The organism is Empedobacter sp. UBA7494, assembly GCF_002478465.1.
Lineage (GTDB): Bacteria > Bacteroidota > Bacteroidia > Flavobacteriales > Weeksellaceae > Empedobacter > Empedobacter falsenii_B.
Window position 1 is genome coordinate 1 of record NZ_DLOC01000095.1, and the last position, 20083, is coordinate 20083.

Consider the following 20083-nt stretch of genomic DNA (forward strand, 5'->3'; position numbering starts at 1 on the left):
TGACGAGAATTAATAGAACCAACCACTCCACTAATAGGTGCTCTAACAACAGAATAATCTACATTTGCTTGAGCTCCTTTGTAATTTGATTGAGCTTCAGTAACACCAGCCTGCGCTTGAGACTTAGCAGCTACAGCTTGATTATAACTCGCTTGTGCTTTTGCTAGATTAGCTTTTGCAGTTTCTAATTGTACATTACTAATAATATTTTTCTGTACCAACGGAGTCAATTTGTTTACCTCTACTTGAGCTGCTTGTACTGCCGCTTCTGCTGCACTTACATTAGCCTGAGCCGCTTTTACATTAGCTTGCGCTGCACCAACACCTGATTTTAAAGCATCCGCATTTTGAGTTAAAACATTTGTCTCTAATTTGAACAAAGGTTGACCAGCTTGTACATATTGACCTTCATCAACATAAACTTCTGTAATATATCCTTGGATTTTTGCACGAACATCATTATTTACAATACCTTGAATATTTGCAGGGTATTCATCATAACTCGTTACCACTTTCGTAGGCACATCAACTACCGGATAAGGCGTTGGACCTTGTGCTTGTTGAGCAGCAACATTGTCTTTCTTTCCACAAGAACTCAAAGCTATTGCCAAAGCACCAACCATTATAACGTTAACGTTTTTCATATTACTTTTACTTATTTTCTAGTTGAATTTTATTTATTTTTTGTATTGTCTCGTCTAATATCACTTTTGTTTGATTAAGATGTTCCAAATAGATATCAACTACTCTATTATCAACATTTTTAGAAAGCGTATTATTCGCTAGTTTATGTTCTTTTATTCGATTTGTATAACCTATATCTTGAGAAATCATTTCAAATAAAAATTCTAATTTTTCTGTCAAATAATTAAAATTTAATCTAAAATATCTTTTTCTAGAATTAATTTTATTTATGTACTCGATGTGTTTCATCGATAGTAAGTAGTTAATAGAGTTTGATAAGGAACTTTTACTAACATTAAAAACCTCAAGAAGTTCTTCGAAAGTAAATCCCTCCTCATCTGATTCTAAAATCATGTATGCTTGCAACTTAGCCGTCAGTGGAGGAAAACCATAAGTTCTCTCCAAAAAAGCACTAAAGCTGCAAAAAAGATCCAAATTACATGCTTGATTTTTTATATTCATAATTATATAATCTACAAAACCATGCAAATATAAAATAGTTAGTTCGGTTTACACAGAACTAACTATATTTTTTTCGATATTTAACAATTAATTAAATTAATAATTTGTTAATTCACATCATAAATCCTAACAAAAAATAGACCAAACAAATTAAAAATAAAGCTATTATAGCATAATTAATTATATTTTACACAATATTACATAAGCAACCTTTTGTTTAAAAGAATTATTAAGATTTAAAATTTATAGGAGTTTTTGTTAAAAAATTATTAATTTCATCAACATCGTTTAAATAATCGAATTTTAAATCTTCATGAAATTTTTCAAAAATAGAAAAAATCAATTTCAATCTCCCATGTTGATAATTGTATAATTTTTCTGCATTATCTCCTGTTGTATAAGTTTCAAAAAGATAAGGATAACGACTAAAAGATTCTTGAATGATATATTTTCTCAATTCAAATTCTGACACTTTATCTTTCGTAATTTGAACATGATAGTTCACAATTCCACTCAATGTTTTTAACGTCAACAACAATTGACGATGACTTCTATTTATGTTAATATGATTAATTAAGTGATGAGACTTTTCAAACTGCAAATCAATCTTTTCATAAATATTTTTTACACGATCTTGCAAATCATTTTCATCCTCTAATAATTGAAAATGCAAATGTTCTACTAAAGTTTCATCTTTATTGATAAGACGCAAAAGAAGTTTATCTTTTTCTTTTGAAGGAAGATCTAAAATAGAATTTTTCAATTCAGGAACGTCTTTCAATTTCATACTTATTTTGTTTGTTGTTAGCTTGCTTAAAATTACAAAAATATTCGAGATAATTCATTTTACACAAAACGATTAAATCATATAAATAATGTATATTCGAAAAAATAAATCATAACCTAAATGCCAAAATCACTCAAAATCTACATCATTTCTTCAGTTCTCCTCATTTTATTTTTATTGAGTTTAAACCTTATGGGGTTGAATTTAAAAGGAGAATATACCTATCAAATTCTTGCTTGGACTTGGATTATTTTCACCTTTTACATCGTTATTAAATTTTGGAAAATTATCTATATCAAAATTTATGGTTTTTTACTTTTTGCTTTAGTTGGATTGAGCATTTTACCAATGGCAATTCCGTTTCTATCTATCGTTAGTTTTTTATTCAATATGAATACAATTCAAACCATTAAAGTAAACGATGAATATAAAATAGTAGTTACGAAAAAAGTTATGGCAATGAAACGTGCTTATATCTATAATTCTGAATCTAAATTTCCTATTTTAGAAAAATCAAACAATATCGCGAGACCAGATTATAGTGATATTGTTTCTGAAACATTAAATATTAATTCTGATGATCCAAAGCTATATGAATACGAAAACGAACCTATTCAGCAAGCTAAACTGATTTCTATAAACAAGGATAGTATTGGAATTGAAATATCAAATTCTCAACAAAAAGAAAATTATTTATCATAACCTTAACGAAACTTATGGATATTAAGCGCATTTCGTGATTTATAATCCGTACTTTTGCACTCCGAAAAAAGGATTATAATTATGAAAAGCGTTGTAGAACACAGAAAATTACTTGGAGTTGATAAAAATGTAACTCTAAAAGAGTTGAAAACAATTTACAGAAATACGATGAAAGATGCGCATCCTGATAAATTTATCAACGACGAAGCAGGTAAAATAGAAGCTGAAGAAAAAAGTAAAGTTGTGATCGAAGCATACCACTTTTTAGTAAGTATTAATCCTGAAACGCACGAAAAAAACAAAGAAGAATATACGATTACAACTGCAAAATCTAACATTCATGATTTTTATATGGATGAACAAATTTTGAAAGTAGAACATTTAGATGGAAATCATTACGAGTATTTTGGCGTTCCTAAAAATACGTACATCAAAATGGTAAATTCTGATTCTCCAAGCCGTTTTGCAAGAAGACATATCTATGGAAAATTTACGCATAGAAAAGCTGGTGAAGCAATGAAAGATTAATTATCGGAACGATATATAACAAAAAAACCACTTCAATCGAAGTGGTTTTTTTATGCTTAATATATTCTATTGATTAGTTTCCTAAAATATAGTTGAAAATCAATGGAGCAACAATAGTCGCATCAGATTCTATCATATATTTTGGTGTATCAACATCTAATTTACCCCATGTAATTTTCTCATTTGGAACTGCTCCAGAATAAGATCCGTAAGATGTTGTAGAATCAGAAATTTGACAGAAATACGCCCAGAAAGGAACATCTGTCCACTCTAAATCTTGGTACATCATTGGAACAACACAAATTGGGAAATCTCCAGAGATACCACCAGCAATTTGGAAGAAACCTACACCTTTACCATCAGAATTAGCACGATACCACTCTGTTAAGTAAATCATGTACTCAATTCCAGATTTTACTGTAGACGCTTTTAAATTTCCTTTGATTACGTTAGACGCAAAAATGTTTCCTGTTGTAGAGTCTTCCCAACCTGGACAAACGATAGGTAAATTTTTCTCAGCAGCAGCAACAATCCAAGAATCTTTCGGATCAATTTCGTAGTATTGCTCTAAAACTCCAGAATTTACAACTTGGTATAAAAATTCGTGTGGTAAATAACGCTCACCTTTTTCTTCTGCTGCATGCCAAACATTCTCTAAATGCTCTTGTAAACGACGAAAAGCCTCCTCTTCTGGAATACAAGTATCTGTAACACGGTTGAAGTGTGTATCTAACAATTCGCGCTCTTGCTCTGGTGTTAAATCACGGTAATTTGGAATTCTTTTATAGTGAGAATGCGCAACTAAATTCATTACGTCTTCTTCTAAATTTGCTCCTGTACAAGAAATGATGTGCACTTTATCTTGGCGAATCATTTCCGCTAATGAAATTCCTAATTCAGCAGTAGACATTGCTCCACCCAAAGAAATTAACATTTTACCACCTTCTAACAAGTGTTGCTCATATCCTTTTGCAGCGTCAACTAAAGCAGCTGCATTAAAGTGTCTATAGTTATGTTCTATAAACTGACTGATTGGTCCTTTACTCATTTTATTTGTTTTATATTTTATTAAAAATTCTAATTATTTATATCCTAATGTATTCAACACATCTTGATGCGTTTGTTCTTCTGAATATACTTTTGCTTCATAATTTTCGTCAATCAAAATATATTTGGGCTGAGGAATTAAACAGTGATTAATTCCACCAAAACCACTAATATTATCTTGGTAAGCTCCTGTATTAAAGAAACCGATATACAATGGTTTTGCTTGATCATATTTCGGAAGATAAATGGCATTTACATGCTGTTCTGAATTGTAATAATCGTCAGAATCACATGTTAAACCTCCTAATAATACACGTTCATACTTATCGTACCAACGGTTAATTGGCAACATTACAAATCGTTTCGAAATTGCCCAAGCATCTGGCAAAGTTGTCATAAAAGAAGAATCGATCATATCCCAATACTCTTTATCATTTTGTTTCTTTTGATAAAGAATTTTGTAGACTACTCCTCCACTTTCTCCTACTGTAAACGAACCAAATTCTGTAAAAATATTTGGAACAGGAATTCCTTCTTCATCACAAATCATTTTAATTTGCAACAAGATTTCTTTCGCCATGTATTCGTAATCATATTCGAAATTCAACGAATTTTTGATTGGGAATCCACCACCAATATTCAAACTATCTAATTCTGGACAAACTTTTTTAAGGTTTACATAAACTCTCAAACATTTTGTCAACTCATTCCAATAATACGAATTGTCTTTAATTCCTGTATTAATAAAGAAATGAAGCATTTTCAATTTAATGCGTTCATTAGGTTTTACCATTGTCTGATAAAAAGGAACAATATCCTTGTAACCAATTCCTAAACGAGAAGTATAAAATTCAAATTTTGGTTCTTCTTCCGATGCAATACGAATTCCGATTTCAAAATCACCTTCAATTGCCTCAGAAAACAAATCAACTTCCTCGTAATTGTCAATTACTGTAATCGTTTTACGATGTCCGCTATTTACCAAACGAGCAATATTTTCTACATATTCCTCACGCTTGAAACCGTTACAAACAACATATTGATCGTCTGTAATCAAACCTTCTCCAATCAAATTTTCGACAATATTAATGTCAAATGCAGAAGATGTCTCAATGTGAATATCGTTTTTTAATGCTTCGCCTAAAATGTGACGAAAGTGAGAACTTTTTGTACAATAACAATAATTGTAAGTTCCCTCATAGTTTAACTCTTCACGCGCTTTTTCGAACCAACCTTTCGCTTTCTGAATGTTTTGCGAAATTTTAGGCAAATATGTGAATTTTAATGGTGTTCCATGTTCTTCGACCAAAGCTTTTAGGTCAATTCCATTAAATTTTAAGTACTCTCCATCTAATTCAAATTCATCTTGTGGAAAGTCAAATGATTGCGTGATTAAATCTATGTATTTAGTTTTCATTATGCTTTATAAATGTTACGTGTGTTTAATAATTCTAAAAATTTTGCAAAAAAATTAGGGTATTACAGACGTATCGCATAATATACATTGCGAAGCAATAAGGGGAAAGAATAATTCTTAAATTCGTTTCTATTCATTAAAACTACTGCGTTAAAGCTCTTTCTATTCTCAACGCTTTCGAATAAAAGGTTAAAACTCATCAACTTTTTTTATTAAAAAAATTATAAAAATACTTGTCGCAAATATAAGTTTTTTAATTCTGTTAAAAAGATAAAATAATATTAAAATTTAGCTTTACAGAACTGATGTTTTATGATGTAAAACAAATATTCAACAATTATTCAAAAATTTATTTTTTCTTTAAGGTTTAGCAAGGTTAAATATTGTATTTTTGAAATCGTTTTGAACGTAAATTATGGGTAAAATTATTGCTATTGCTAACCAAAAAGGTGGTGTTGGTAAAACGACAACTTCGTTAAACCTTGCCGCTTCATTAGGTGTTTTAGAGAAAAAAGTTTTATTAATTGACGCAGATCCGCAAGCAAATGCAACATCTGGTTTGGGTTTTGATTTGGATGAAATCGAAGCTGGAACCTATGAAGTATTGGAAAATGAAGTGCTTGCGAGCAAAGCTATTTTACAATCAGAATCGCCAAACCTAGACTTGATGCCTGCTCATTTAGATTTAGTTGCTGCCGAGATTGAGATTGTAGATTACGAGAACCGCGAATACATGTTAAAAAACGCGCTATCAGAAATCAAAGATCAATATGATTATATTATTATAGATTGCGCGCCTTCACTTGGTTTAATTACTTTGAATGCGCTTACAGCTGCAGATTCTGTGATTATTCCTATTCAGTGCGAATATTTTGCATTAGAAGGTTTAGGAAAATTATTAAATACGATAAAAGGAATTCAACAACATCACAACAAAGAACTGGATATTGAAGGTTTATTGTTGACGATGTATGATTCGCGTTTACGCCTTTCTAATCAAGTATTAGACGAAGTGAACAATCATTTTCCGCAAATGGTTTTCAAAACAATTATTACTCGAAATGTACGTTTGTCAGAAGCACCAAGTTTTGGCGAAACAATTATTCAGTACGACGCAGCAAGTAAAGGTGCAGAAAATTACTTAAATTTAGCGCGTGAATTTTTAATTAACAACAACGATACAGTTTAAATAAAATGGCAAAGCCAAACAAAAATAATCGCTTAGGACGTGGATTATCTGCTCTATTAAAGGATGAACCAACTGTAAAAACAGCACAAGATGAAGGTGCAAAGAAATTGGTTGGAAACATTTTGGAAATAGATTTAGAAAAAATCACCGCGAATCCTTGGCAGCCACGAACTAATTTCGATAAAAAAGCTTTAGAGGAATTGGTTTCGTCTATTCAAACATTAGGCGTTATTCAACCGATTACGATTCGTAAAAAACCAACTGGTGAATATGAATTGATTTCTGGTGAAAGACGTTTTCGCGCTTCACAATTAGCTGGTAAAAAAACAATTCCAGCTTATGTACGTTTAGCAAATGACCAAGAAATGCTGGAAATGGCATTGGTCGAAAATATTCAGCGTCAAGATTTAGATGCGATCGAGATTGCGCTTTCTTACCAACAATTGATTGATGAAATCAAGTTAACACAAGAAGAATTAAGTAAACGTGTTGGGAAAGACAGAACGTCTATTACCAATTATTTGCGTTTATTAAAATTAGACCCAATTATCCAAACAGGAATTCGTGACGGAATGATTTCAATGGGACACGGTCGCGCTTTAATGGCTATTGATGATACTGATTTACAATTTGATATTTACGAAAAAATTGTCAAAAACAATTTATCTGTTCGCGATACAGAACGTTTAATCAAATCGATAAAAGAAGGTAAACCTGAGAAAAAAGCAACAAATGAATTACCTTCTCAGTACAAAGAAGCATTAAGTTCTATTTCAAATTCATTGAATACGAAAGTTGAAATAAAACGTGCAAATAATGGAAAAGGTAAAATAATTTTGAATTTTACTTCTGATGATGAGTTTGAACGATTAAGAAAATTTTTAAATGAGAATTAAAGCATTCTTACTTGGATTAACGATCTCTTCGACGTTTGCTTTCGGTCAAGTTAAAACGGATTCTTTAGTCGTTGTCGAAAATAATGTTATTGTAAACGATACAATGAGCGTAACTAAAGAAGCATTAATGGAGAAAAGTCCAATTAGAGCCTCTTTGTATTCGGCTATTTTACCTGGTGCTGGACAATTGTATAACAAAAAATGGTTAAAAGCACCTATTGCGCTTGGTTTAGTAGGTACAGGAACAGGTTTTACGATTTATTACAATAATTTGTACAAAAAATACCGAAAAGCTTATATTGCGGTAAGAGAAGGAACACCAAACGAATTCACAGGAATTTTATCTGCAGAGCAATTGGCAGTTATTCAAGATGATTACAAACGAAAACGCGATTATAGTGTCGCTTTAACTGCATTAGCTTATTTATTAAATATTGTAGATGCAACAGTAGATGCGCATTTATTCACAGTTCGTAATGACACAGAAATGTCATTCAAACCAACAGTCATTCAAGATGAAATGACATTAGAGCCAGTTTTAGGATTGGCATTTAACTTAAAATTTTAGAAATTACAGATGAAAATTGCATTAATAGGATACGGAAAAATGGGAAAAGCCATTGAAGAAATTTTAATTCAACGCGGACACGAAGTTGTACTTAAAATATCTCGTACTCCACTTGCGGAAGAATTAAATAATGTTAAAGTTGCAATAGAATTTTCGAGACCAGAATTCGCTTACGACAACCTTAAAGTATTACTTGAAAATAAAATCGCAACAATTTGTGGAACAACAGGATGGTTAGATAAACAAGAAGAAATTAATCATTTAGCAATTTCAAATAACACCGCTTTTTTATATGCTTCTAACTTTAGTTTGGGCGTTAATTTATTCTTCGAATTAAATTCTATTTTAGCTCGAATGATGAATAAATATCGTAACGAATACCAAATTAATCTAGAAGAAATTCATCATACACAAAAGCTTGATGCACCTTCTGGAACAGCGATTACAATTGCAGAAGGAATTATTGACAATTCAACATATAATTCTTGGTCGATGGACGAAAAAGCAAAAGACATTATTCCAGTTGAAGCAAAAAGAATCGAGGATGTTCCCGGAACACATATCGTACAATATAACTCTGATGTAGATACTATTGAGATTTCTCATACGGCGCATTCTCGCAAAGGTTTTGCCTTAGGTGCCGTGATTGCTGCGGAATGGATTTGGAATAAACAAGGTGTTTTCACAATGAAAGATGTACTTGAACTGAACTAAATTAAAATACTAAATATCAAAAACTTATGCATGTACTAATTTACTGGTTAATTGGTTTTATTATTGCCAATATAATCTTTGGAGCTGCAACTTGGAAATTATATAAAAATGCTGGAAAGCAAGCAATTCAAGCTTATATTCCTTTTCTAAATATCTGGAAAGGTTTAGAAATTATCCATCGTCCAAAATGGTGGATTATTCTATTTTATTTGCCAATTGTTGGTCCTATTTTTTGGTTAGTATTCTTTGTTGATTTAGGAGATTCTTACGGAAAAATTGAAACAAAAGACAAAGTCATTATGGTTTTGACTTTAGGTTTATACATTTTTGCGGTTAATTATTCTGATAATCCAAAATATTTAGGTCCAGAAAAACGCAAACCAACATTTGTTTCTTCCTTAATTTTTGCCCTTGTTTTAGCAACTTTGGTTCATAACTGGTTTATTCAACCAATGATTGTTCCAACAGGATCGATGGAAAATACAATCAAAATTGGTGATGCTTTATTTGTAGAAAAAGTAAGTCATGGAGCGCGTGTTCCTATGACACCAATCGGAATTCCATTCTCAGAATTTATTTACCGAGATGGTTTTATCGACAAAGCTCGCCTACCTTATATGCGTATTCCAGGTTGGAGAGATTTAAAATCGAATGATATTGTTGTCTTCAACTATCCTACAGATTCTATTTACAATGCGATCGATCGTAAAGATGCTTATGTAAAACGTTTAGTTGGTTTACCAGGAGAAACTGTACAGATTCGTAATGGAGTTTTATATGTAAACGATAAAAAATTCATTCCGAAAAAAGATGCACAAGTTCAGCATGCTTATACAGTTGTTGTAAAAACTCCTTTCAGTGATAAATTATTATACGATAATTTTGGAATCATAAGTACAGATTATAATGCTGCAAAACAAAGCGACGGAACATTTATTTATCAATTTGCAGCTTTGACTGATGCTCATGTTACAGCAATGAAATCTAATGCAAATGTAGTTTCTGTTGAACCTATTTTACAACCTGTAGGTGAAAAAACGGAACATATTGTAAATGGAAAAATTGATAGTACAAACACTATTTTTCCAGTAAACAAAAACTGGAATCCTGATCAATACGGACCTTTATACATTCCGAAAAAAGGTGATGTAGTTGATGTTAACAAAGAGACTTTAGCGCAATATATTAACATTATTCGTCGCTATGAAAACAATACATTAAGAGTTGATTCTACAAACGGTAAGTTTGATGTATTTATCAATGATCAAAAAACAGATAAATACGAAATCAAACAAAATTACTATTTTATGGTTGGTGATAACAGAAATCAATCATTAGATGCACGTTTCTTTGGTTATGTTGGAGAAGATCATATTATTGGTCGTCCTATTATGATTTGGGCAAATATGAACGGAATGTTCGAGCCTGCTGCTCCTAAGAAATTTATTTGGAATCGTTTCTTTACATCAATTAATAATGATAATCCTGACAAAACTTCTTACGGAATTTATGTTCTAATTGCCTTAATTGGTTGGATTGGATATGATATTGTAAAAGCTCGTAAAGAGAAAAAGAAGAACAAATATTAATAAAAAGAGCGATTAAAATCCTCTAAATTATAAAATTAACAACACTATAAATGTGCATTATAAGCTACTTGTAATGCACATTTCCATATAAAATAATAGAATGAAAAATACGTTTGCAGCTTTTTATTTTGGACCGATTGATTACTATGCAGAAATGGTAAAAAGCCAAACTTTGGATATCGAAGTTCAAGAAAATTTTCAAAAGCAAACTTACCGTAACCGCATGTATATTTTGGGTGCAAATGGTAAATTAATGTTGAATATTCCAATTTTACACAACGGAACACGTTTGTTCAAAGATTTGCAACCTTCTTATGAATATGATTGGCAAAAAGAACACATCAAATCTTTAAAGTCAGCTTATCAAAGTTCTCCATATTTTGAATATTATGAAGATGAAATTATTCCAATTTTAGAACAAAAAGAGAAATTTCTTTTAGATTTTAATCTAAAAACAATTGATTTCATCAACAAGAAATTAAGCTTAGATTTGGAGATTTCTAAAACTGAAACCTATCAAGATCTGAATCCTGAAAATGATTTCAGAAATCAATTTTCTGCTAAAAAAGCACCTCAGTATAACCTACCAGAATATGCACAAGTTTTTGATGATAAATTTGAGTTTATAGAAGGTTTGAGTATCTTAGATTTACTTTTTAGCGAAGGGCCAAGTGCCGCAGTATATTTAAAAAACTTAATAAAATAACAACATGAGAAAATTATTTATTGCTTTAGGATTTGCCTTTACATTAGGGTTTGCTCAAGCACAAACAACAGAAGTACCAAAAGAAAAATGGTATCATGCAGGTGTAGAACAAACAGGTATTTATGGTGTAAATACAGATCAAGCTTTACAATTCTTAAAAGACAACAAAAGAAAAGCAAATACAATTATTGTAGGAGTTTTAGATAGTGGTGTTGAAAATTTTCACGAAGATTTGAAAGCAAATATGTGGTCAAATCCAAAAGAAATTCCAGGAAACGGAATCGATGATGACAAAAATGGTTACATTGACGACGTACACGGTTGGTCTTTTTTAGGAACTGCAAAAGGAATCAATTACAATGATGATACAACTGAATTAACACGTGTTTACAAAGCTTTATCATCTAAATACGCAACTTTCGATCAAAAGAAAAATCATGAAGCTATTGTAAAAAACCCTACTGAATATGCTGAATTTCAAAAAATTGAAAAAGAGTATTTAAGTGCTGTAGGAAAAGCAAAATATAACCAACAAGTTGCTCAATCTAAATTGAATGCAGTGGAAGGTGGTGTAAATAAAATGGTTCTTGAGTTTGGTGATACTAAATTATCAAAAGATATTTTAAAGAATTATCAACCAACAGATTCTCAAATCTTAGAAGCTTTGTGGATTTTTGGTGAATTGAAAGAAGAGCAATGGATTGGAAAAACGATGAAAGAAGTTTCGAATACCTATTTAGGAGCTGCTCGTCGTGCTGCGAAGGGAGATGCTTTATCTTCTCACTTAAATTTAGATTTGGTTGATCGTAAAAATGTTGACAATCCAAATGATAAGAAAGAGCGTTTTTATGGAAACGGAGATTCTAACGGACCTGAGTCTTCTCACGGAACTCACGTTGCTGGAATTATCGGTGCTGTAAGAGGAAATAATATCGGTTCTGAAGGAACAACAGGAGGAAATAATGTAAAAATTATGTCGGTTCGTACAGTTCCAAATGGAGACGAACGCGATAAAGATGTTGCAAATGCAATTTACTACGCAGTTGACAATGGAGCAAAAATCTTGAATATGTCTTTCGGAAAACCTTATTCTCCTGATGCAGATTTAGTTTGGGATGCGTTCAAATATGCTTCTGATAAAGGTGTTTTAATCGTTAAAGCGGCAGGAAATAGCAACGAAGATATTGATGTTCATGTACATTATCCAACTAATTTCAGAAATGGAAATGTTGTTTCTAAATCTGTTCTTACGGTTGGTGCTTCTACTAAAGATCCAAATGCTTTAAAAGCTCGTTTCTCTAACTATGGTAAAAAATCGGTAGATGTTTTTGGACCAGGACAAGAGATTTATGCAACATATCCAGGGGTTGATCAATATCGTTTCTTAAACGGAACTTCTATGGCTTCACCTGCTGTTGCTGGTGTTGCAGCGTTGGTTTGGTCACATTATCCAAAATTAACTGCAGAAGATATTCGTAATATCTTAATGGAAACAGTTAATAAAAATGAGCAATTAAAAGAGATTTCTGTTGCAGGTGGTGTTGTAGATTCTTACAAAGCTGTGCAAAAAGCTGAAGAAATTTACAAACAACGTAAATTGAAATAATTTTAAATTTAACACAACATTATAAAAAGGCTTCAAATTTTGGAGCCTTTTTTGCGTTTAAACTCGAGATAATTTTAGATGTAACAATTTCGGTTGTTTCTCGACATATAGATAAATCAATTATGAAAAAATTCTTATTAAGTATATCAGTTGCCATGTTTATTGGTGTGGTATCGTTCGCACAAGAAACGACAACTGCTCTACCATTGCCTAAAGTTGATCAAAAATATTGGCAACACGAATCTTTCGAAGAAAGTGGTGTTTATGGTGTTAATACTCAAAAAGCTTTACAATTTTTAGAATCAAAAAAACGTAAACCTTCACAGTTAATTGTTGGTGTTTTAGATTCTGGAGTTGAGATTACTCACCCAGATTTAAAAGATAATATTTGGACAAATAGCAAAGAAATTGCTGGAAATGGAATTGATGATGATAAAAATGGATATGTTGATGATATTCACGGTTGGAATTTTATCGGAGGAAAAGATGGTAAAAATGTTGATGGAGACACATTAGAGTTAACACGTCTTTTTGTAAAATACCGCGATTTATTCGAAAAAAGTAAAGATGCAGCTTCAAACAAAACGAAATTTCCAAAAGAATTTGAAGAATATCAAAAAATAAAACCTGAGTTCGAAAATAAATTAGCCGAAGCAAAACAAAATGCAGCGCAATATGTACAGATGAATGATATTTTCTCTGTTGCATTTCCTGCTTTGATTAAAGAATGGGGCGAAAAAGATTTGAATGAAAAAAATATGATGTCTTTTAAACCTGTTTCTAAAGAAGCACAACAAGGGATTATTATTTTTGGTATGGTTCCGAAAGAAGCTTGGGAAGGAAAATCGATGAAAGATTTCTTAACAGAAGTTGGAAATGAAATTTCTGAAGGAACAAAATACTACAAAGAACAAGTTGAAATTAACTTGAATACAGAATTAGATCCTCGTCCAATTGTTGGTGATAATTATGCTGATAAATCAGAACGTTTTTACGGAAATAATGATGTAGACGGTCCTGATTCTATGCACGGAACGCACGTTTCTGGAATTATTGCTGCAAAATCTGGAAACGGAATTGGAATGGATGGAATCGCAGGAAATGGTTATGTAAAAATCATGTCAGTTCGTACAGTTCCAAATGGTGACGAACGCGATAAAGATGTTGCAAATGCCATTCGTTATGCAGCAGATAATGGAGCAAAAATCTTGAACATGTCTTTTGGAAAAGCTTATTCTCCAGATAAACAAATTGTTTGGGATGCATTTAAATATGCGGAGAAAAAAGGTCTTTTATTGATTAAAGCTGCAGGAAATGAAAACGTAAATATTGATGACGAAATTCACTTCCCTACCGTTTATGACGACAAAGGTGTAGAAGTTTCTAAAAACGTAATTACAGTTGGAGCAAATACAATGGATAATGACAATTTAAGAGCAAGTTTTTCTAATTTTGGTAAAAAGTCTGTAGATGTTTTTGCGCCAGGAAATGAAATATATTCTACTGTTCCTAATAAAGATGGGGAATACAAAAATGAAAGCGGAACTTCTATGGCTTCTCCAGTTGTAGCAGGAGTTGCGGCTTTGGTTTGGGCACATTATCCTAAATTAACTGCAACAGATATCAAACAAATATTGTTAGAATCTGTCAACAAAAATCCTGCTTTAACAGATATTTCTGTAACAGGCGGTGTTGTTGATGCGTACAAAGCTGTTCAATTAGCAGAAAAAATGTATGTTGCTAAAAAATTGAAGTAAGGAAATCTTAATATCACCATTTCTTATAGTATTTAAGTAACAAAATAAACTTGGGTTAGATTCTATTTTTTTTAGAGTCTAACCTTTTTTTGTATAAGATATTTCTTGTACAGATTGAATAAAAATTGTCAGTTCGAGTGATTTTTAGGAAAAATTATAAATGAATCATTTATTTAAAATCATAATTTCTCCTCGCCCATTTTTTACTTGGTTCAATCCATTCATCAAGAGCTTTATAAAGAAAACCATGCTTTAAGCCATTATTTAATTCAATTTCTTTGAAATGATTGATTTTATTGGTTGAATTTTCTTTACGTTTTATAGCTGAAACACCAAATGCATCAGACTTCTCGTAAATGGTTAAAACATTTCCAGAAAATTTTATATCAGGCATTTCTTCTAAATCACTTTCTTGAAACGAACCTATAAATACATAGTTGATTTGAGGATTATTTTTAAAAGTTGATACATATTGCGCAATATAACCACCTTTGGAAGTTCCTACAACCGTAATATGATTAGGTCCAACTCCTATATTAATCAAACTATCAATTTGATTAACAACCTTTTTTGCATATATTATTCCGTCTGTTTTTGGCTTTCTTTTCTCGCTAATCACAATAAATCCGTCATTCCTGAATGAATTCAAAACTTTAGAATATTCAATTTTAGTTTTATAAACTGTATCATAATCACCATCGTTATGTGTTTCTAAATATTTATTATGGAGAAAAAAGATATAATCTTTGTCCTTTACACTTTTAGATATTTTATGTTGCGAACAACTCATTAAACCAATTATGAGAATCAACAAATATTTCATTATTCAATTTTAAATCAATCAAATATAACAAAAAAACCCTTCACTGAAAAGTGAAGAGTTTTTCTATATTCTATAAACTTTTTCTTCTAAAATACCAGATTCAATCTCAATTGGTTGTTCATTTTGTCTAAAAATTCGGGCCGATAATTTTCCTTTCAACTCCACCACTCCATTTTCTACACGAAGCCAACTTCCTTCTCTCAATCCAACTACAACTTGATGATTAAACTTGTGAAATTCATTGATACGTGTTTCTCTTGTTTCTCCTTTGTGCGTAGAATTAGGATCAGGATCCAAATAATGCGGATTAATATTAAAAGGTAAAAATTGCAATGCATCAAAACTTGGTGGATAAACGATCGGCATATCGTTTGTTGTTCCAATTGTTAAACCTGTCAAATTACTTCCTGCGCTAGTTCCAATATATGGCGTTCCATTATGTACAGCACTTCTCAACTCTTCGACCAAACCAAGTTCATATAACGTTTTTAGCAATAAAAATGTATTTCCTCCTCCAATAAAAATCGCTTTCGCATGTAAAATTGCTTCTTTTTTATTCTCGAAAGTATGCAAACCTTTTACAGAAATTCCAACCGTTTGCAAAGCATCTTTTACATTTTGCGTATAATCATCGTACGAAATTCCCGAAGGACGCGCATAGGGAACAAAAATGATTTCATCAGAATTAATAAATTCTTTGATTTCATCTTTTATATATTCTAAAAAACTATAACCGTGAATAGTACTCGTACTTATCACCAATAGTCTATCATTTGGATTTATCATGTTATCGAATTTTAACTCAAAAGTAAGTTTAAAATAAGAAAGTAGTTGAAAAATTGACAAAAAATTATAACGAATTACTTTATTTTTGTACAATTCTAAAAAATGAAATTTCAAGATTTCTAGATCTTCATGAAAAAATTATTACACTTCATTATACCTTTATTCATAGTTGTTATTATGCTAATAATTGGAATAGAACAAACGCTTCGAAAAATTCCGAATGCTTACAAATACAAAGCAGATTATTTAAAAGAAAATGGAAAACAAATAGAAACTTTGATTCTTGGAAGTTCACATACTTTTACAGGGCTCAATCCAAAATTATTTACCAATAAAACTTTTAATGTTGCAAATTCTGCTCAATCACTAGATTTAGATTATAAAATTTTTGAACAAAATCGAAAATATTTACCCAATTTAAAAACCATTATTATTCCCATTTCGTATTTTTCGTTTACAAAACAATTGAATGATTTTAATCAAAAAAAGTTAAAATATTATTCAATTTATTGGAATGTTGATATAAATAATAATGACTTAAATCTTAATTACGAAATTTTTTCAGAACCCATTGAAGTTAATTATAATCGAATAAAAGATTATTGGATTGAGGATAAAAATAATTTGACAATAGACACTAATGGATATATAAAAAAACGATACGAACCAAGTTGGAATGATAGTATTTATGCTAAAAAAACGTTTGAAAGACATCGTGCAAATTTGAATTCAAATCAAATACAACGTATTATAAAAACAAATTATCATGATTTAGAACAAATTATAAAACAAGCAAAATCAAATGATATAAAAGTTGTTCTATTGGCTACTCCTACAACTAATTTGTATAAAAATTATGTTATAAAAACACCTCAATATTTCAACTTAAAAAATAATATTAATCGCTTATCGAAATATGATAATGTCATTTTCATCGATTACTTTATCAATAATAAAAGTTTCAGTAAAAAAGATTTCAAAAATTCAGATCATTTAAATGCAAAAGGTGCAGATAAATTAACCTTTAAGGTGGATTCTATTATGAATAAAACATTTACGTTGATTACAAAATAAATCGAATATCTATCATCAAAAAAGAGCTTGATAAATCAAACTCTTTTTTTGGTTTTATAAATTGTGTGAAATTAGTTTTTGTAAGAAATCCATTTCACCATTTCTTTCACAGTTGGTTTTTTACCATAAATTAAAATCCCAATTCTATAGATTTTTCCAGCAATATAAACCATAAATATTGTACTGATTAACAGCAAAAATAAGGATAAAGCTAATTGCCAAATCGGAACATCGAACGGAATTCGAGTAATCATTGAGATGGGAGAAGTCAATGGAATCATTGATAACCAAAAAGCAACTGGACCATCAGGATTTTCGAAAGTTGTCATACTTCCGTAAAGTCCAATCATCATCGGAACTAAAGGAAAATATGTAAATTGTTGCGTATCTGTATCATTGTCAACCGCAGAACCAATTGCCGCGAAAACAGAGCTGTAGAACAAATATCCTAAGATAAAATAAGAAATAAAAGCAAAAATGATTAACGGATAATTAAACGTTAACAATACTTCGCTAATTTCTGTTACTTTTTGCATCATATCTGGATTAGTCTCGGCTAATTGTGCTTGATTCATCATTTGTTGCGACATATCCATTCTTGAAGCAGCAATTGTTGGAAATAAAATCAATAACCCCATTGTCATTCCAATCCATATTGCAAATTGCGTGACTGCAACCATTGTCGTTCCTAAGATTTTACCCATCATTAATTCGAAAGGTTTTACAGAAGAAATGATAATTTCGACAACACGATTATTTTTTTCTTCAACCACAGAACGCATTACTTTTACACCATAAATCATCACAAACATGAAAATAATGTAAGTTAAAAACATCGATAATCCGATTTTCAACTCCATTCCTTTATCTTCTTTTCCGTCTGTAACGTTAAAAACATTCAGGTTAACACGTGCCTTAGAAGCTTCTAAAGCCGCTTTGTCAATACCAGATTTTGCCTGTTTTTCTTTTACTATTTTATCACTAATCGTTCTCGAAAGTTTTTCACGATCAGTAATTCCAAGATTTCCATTTGTGATTAATTCAGTATTTTTCTCGATATTTTCATAATTTCCATCTGTATTTTTCGGAATATGAAGAATCGCATTCAAATATTCGCTTCCTTTCAAAGTATCTTTGATAGATTTCAACTCTTGAGGCGTGTAAATACTAAACATCATTTGTTTAGTCGATTTAAACGAGGTTACAAACTCTGTACTTTCATCTACAATTGCAATGTTTTTCACTTCGGAATTATTTGCAGAACTCAAAAAGAAAATCACCGCTCCTGCTCCAACAATCAACAAAGGCGAAAGAAAAGTCATAACAATAAACGCTTTGTTTTTTACTTGAGAAAAGAACTCGCGTTGTGCAACTAAAAATATATTTTTCATTTGAAAATTAGCTTAAAGATTAGGAATTGAACTTTGTTTGACGGCTTCCAAAAACACATCATTCATCGAAGGAATAATTTCTTTGAATTGATGAACTTGCCCCACTTGCATCAATTTATCTAAAATCACATTGGTTGGTGTTTCTTTATTGTACAACAAATTAAATTCAGTTCGTTGATTAACGTTTCGAACATCCGAAATTTCAAATTCATTCGCTAAATTTTGAAGAGAATCAGCGGGAATTTCATTCAATTGAATCGAAAATTTCCCTGTCTTAAATTGATTTCTAACTTCTTCGATTGTTCCATCTAATACTTTATTCGATTGATTAATCAATGCCACATGATCACACATTTCCTCCACAGATTCCATACGATGCGTTGAAAAAATAATTGTCGTTCCTTTGTCTCTTAATTCAAGAATTTCATTCGCAATAATTTGCGCATTTACAGGATCAAATCCACTAAAAGGTTCATCGAAAATGAGCAAAGAAGGGTTGTGAATAACTGTAATTACAAACTGAACTTTTTGTCCCATTCCTTTCGACAACTCGCTCAATTTCTTATTCCACCAAGACATCATATCAAGTTTCTCGAACCAATATTCGGTACGTTTTTTAGCTTCCGCAGAAGAAAGACCTTTCAGTTTTGCAAAATACAGTGCCTGTTCTCCAACCTTCATATTCTTGTACAAACCACGTTCTTCTGGCATATAACCAACTTGACCGATTGATTTTTTCGTCAAAGGTTCACCATTTAGCAAAATTGTCCCGCTATCTGGCGCCGTAATTTGGTTGACAATACGAATAAAAGTCGTTTTTCCAGCACCATTTGGTCCCAAAAGTCCATAAATAGAACCTTGTGGAATATTGATACTAAAATTATTAAGCGCAACTTTATCTTTATATTTTCTTGTTAAGCCTTGAGCTTGCAATAAAAATTCCATTTTCTATATCATTTGATTTGTAAAATTAGTAAGAAGAAAGTAAATTTTGTTACAGATTTTAATGAGATTCGTTCGGATTCCATACAATTTCTTTAAAATTAACCACTTTATCATTTATAATCTCCACACCTTCATTTTCTAATAATTGTTGCATCAAACTCAAAGGATTAAAGTGATGTTTTCCAGTTAACAAACCATTTCTGTTTACAACACGATGAGCAGGGACATCTTCTCGATTATGTGCATGATTCATCGCATAACCAACCACGCGCGCAGAAAATTTTCCACCTATATATTTTGCAATCAATCCATAAGTAGAAACACGTCCTTCGGGAATTTGACGAACTATTTCATAAATTTTCTCATAAGTATCAGAAATGATTTTTGTCATAATCTAAACATTTATTGTAAA

21 protein-coding genes are annotated in these 20083 nt (G+C 31.1%); 11 read left to right on the plus strand and 10 right to left on the minus strand.

The window, feature by feature from the left end:
* The 3 genes from B4E95_RS11295 to B4E95_RS11305 all read right to left on the minus strand — a co-directional run.
* Positions 1–644 (minus strand): efflux RND transporter periplasmic adaptor subunit (locus B4E95_RS11295; RefSeq protein WP_291091598.1); only part of this gene is annotated, 644 nt, incomplete at its 3' end.
* Between the two features lie 7 nt (positions 645–651).
* Complete coding sequence (locus B4E95_RS11300; protein ID WP_291091600.1) at positions 652–1146, minus strand: GbsR/MarR family transcriptional regulator; 495 nt, start codon at positions 1144–1146, stop codon at positions 652–654.
* A 229-nt stretch (positions 1147–1375) separates the two neighbouring features.
* A complete protein-coding gene (locus B4E95_RS11305; RefSeq protein ID WP_291091602.1) occupies positions 1376–1933 on the minus strand; it encodes a hypothetical protein in 558 nt (185 codons plus the stop codon).
* Between the two features lie 192 nt (positions 1934–2125).
* Here B4E95_RS11305 and B4E95_RS11310 point away from each other — a divergent pair, with 192 nt between their 5' ends.
* Together B4E95_RS11310 and B4E95_RS11315 are read left to right on the plus strand one after the other, a co-directional pair.
* Positions 2126–2635 carry a hypothetical protein gene (locus B4E95_RS11310; RefSeq protein WP_291091604.1) on the plus strand — a complete coding sequence of 170 codons (510 nt, stop codon included), beginning with the start codon at positions 2126–2128 and terminating at the stop codon, positions 2633–2635.
* Between the two features lie 81 nt (positions 2636–2716).
* On the plus strand, positions 2717–3163 hold the full coding sequence (locus B4E95_RS11315) for a KTSC domain-containing protein (RefSeq protein ID WP_038330588.1): 447 nt from the start codon (positions 2717–2719) through the stop codon (positions 3161–3163).
* A 73-nt stretch (positions 3164–3236) separates the two neighbouring features.
* Here the strand turns inward: B4E95_RS11315 and B4E95_RS11320 are convergent, their stop codons facing one another.
* Together B4E95_RS11320 and B4E95_RS11325 are read right to left on the minus strand one after the other, a co-directional pair.
* Positions 3237–4211, minus strand: a complete 975-nt coding sequence (locus B4E95_RS11320) for a deoxyhypusine synthase family protein (RefSeq protein ID WP_219033979.1) — start codon at positions 4209–4211, stop codon at positions 3237–3239.
* A gap of 33 nt (positions 4212–4244) precedes the next feature.
* Positions 4245–5627: an arginine decarboxylase gene (locus B4E95_RS11325; RefSeq protein ID WP_180904450.1), complete on the minus strand. Its 1383-nt coding sequence runs from the start codon at positions 5625–5627 to the stop codon at positions 4245–4247.
* 415 nt (positions 5628–6042) lie between these two features.
* Here B4E95_RS11325 and B4E95_RS11330 point away from each other — a divergent pair, with 415 nt between their 5' ends.
* The 8 genes from B4E95_RS11330 to B4E95_RS11365 all read left to right on the plus strand — a co-directional run bounded on the left by B4E95_RS11330 (position 6043) and on the right by B4E95_RS11365 (position 14652).
* Positions 6043–6816 carry a ParA family protein gene (locus B4E95_RS11330; RefSeq protein ID WP_038330582.1) on the plus strand — a complete coding sequence of 258 codons (774 nt, stop codon included), beginning with the start codon at positions 6043–6045 and terminating at the stop codon, positions 6814–6816.
* A 5-nt stretch (positions 6817–6821) separates the two neighbouring features.
* The gene (locus B4E95_RS11335) at positions 6822–7712 is read left to right on the plus strand and encodes a ParB/RepB/Spo0J family partition protein (protein WP_038330580.1); all 891 of its coding nucleotides are present in this window, start codon (positions 6822–6824) and stop codon (positions 7710–7712) included.
* Positions 7702–8280, plus strand: coding sequence for a DUF5683 domain-containing protein (locus B4E95_RS11340; protein ID WP_180904451.1), 579 nt, complete (start codon positions 7702–7704; stop codon positions 8278–8280). The genes B4E95_RS11335 and B4E95_RS11340 overlap by 11 nt, the downstream gene beginning before the upstream one ends.
* A 9-nt stretch (positions 8281–8289) precedes the next feature.
* On the plus strand, positions 8290–8994 hold the full coding sequence (gene dapB / locus B4E95_RS11345; protein WP_291091606.1) for a 4-hydroxy-tetrahydrodipicolinate reductase: 705 nt from the start codon (positions 8290–8292) through the stop codon (positions 8992–8994).
* Between the two features lie 26 nt (positions 8995–9020).
* Positions 9021–10583 (plus strand): signal peptidase I, encoded by a 1563-nt coding sequence (lepB, locus tag B4E95_RS11350; RefSeq protein WP_219033981.1) that lies wholly within the window; start codon positions 9021–9023, stop codon positions 10581–10583.
* Positions 10584–10683: 100 nt separating this feature from the next.
* On the plus strand, positions 10684–11289 hold the full coding sequence (locus B4E95_RS11355) for a WbqC family protein (RefSeq protein ID WP_180904454.1): 606 nt from the start codon (positions 10684–10686) through the stop codon (positions 11287–11289).
* 4 nt (positions 11290–11293) lie between these two features.
* On the plus strand, positions 11294–12895 hold the full coding sequence (locus B4E95_RS11360; protein WP_291091608.1) for a S8 family serine peptidase: 1602 nt from the start codon (positions 11294–11296) through the stop codon (positions 12893–12895).
* 122 nt (positions 12896–13017) lie between these two features.
* The gene (locus B4E95_RS11365; RefSeq protein ID WP_291091610.1) at positions 13018–14652 is read left to right on the plus strand and encodes a S8 family peptidase; all 1635 of its coding nucleotides are present in this window, start codon (positions 13018–13020) and stop codon (positions 14650–14652) included.
* A 169-nt stretch (positions 14653–14821) separates the two neighbouring features.
* Here B4E95_RS11365 and B4E95_RS11370 read toward each other — a convergent pair whose 3' ends face one another.
* Both B4E95_RS11370 and pepE read right to left on the minus strand, forming a co-directional pair.
* A complete protein-coding gene (locus B4E95_RS11370) occupies positions 14822–15442 on the minus strand; it encodes an alpha/beta hydrolase (RefSeq protein ID WP_291091612.1) in 621 nt (206 codons plus the stop codon).
* 96 nt (positions 15443–15538) lie between these two features.
* Positions 15539–16261 carry a dipeptidase PepE gene (gene pepE / locus B4E95_RS11375; RefSeq protein ID WP_291061713.1) on the minus strand — a complete coding sequence of 241 codons (723 nt, stop codon included), beginning with the start codon at positions 16259–16261 and terminating at the stop codon, positions 15539–15541.
* Positions 16262–16438: 177 nt separating this feature from the next.
* Here pepE and B4E95_RS11380 point away from each other — a divergent pair, with 177 nt between their 5' ends.
* A complete protein-coding gene (locus B4E95_RS11380; protein ID WP_291061715.1) occupies positions 16439–17335 on the plus strand; it encodes a hypothetical protein in 897 nt (298 codons plus the stop codon).
* Between the two features lie 71 nt (positions 17336–17406).
* Here B4E95_RS11380 and B4E95_RS11385 read toward each other — a convergent pair whose 3' ends face one another.
* Genes B4E95_RS11385 through B4E95_RS11395 form a run of 3 tightly spaced genes read right to left on the minus strand, consistent with a single transcriptional unit; the run spans position 17407 to position 20062 of the window.
* Entirely contained in the window at positions 17407–18726 is a 1320-nt protein-coding gene (locus tag B4E95_RS11385) for an ABC transporter permease (RefSeq protein WP_291061717.1), read from the minus strand.
* A 12-nt stretch (positions 18727–18738) separates the two neighbouring features.
* A complete protein-coding gene (locus B4E95_RS11390) occupies positions 18739–19671 on the minus strand; it encodes an ABC transporter ATP-binding protein (RefSeq protein WP_280035614.1) in 933 nt (310 codons plus the stop codon).
* Between the two features lie 58 nt (positions 19672–19729).
* A complete protein-coding gene (locus B4E95_RS11395; RefSeq protein WP_291078306.1) occupies positions 19730–20062 on the minus strand; it encodes an MGMT family protein in 333 nt (110 codons plus the stop codon).
* Between the last annotated feature and the right edge of the window lie 21 nt (positions 20063–20083).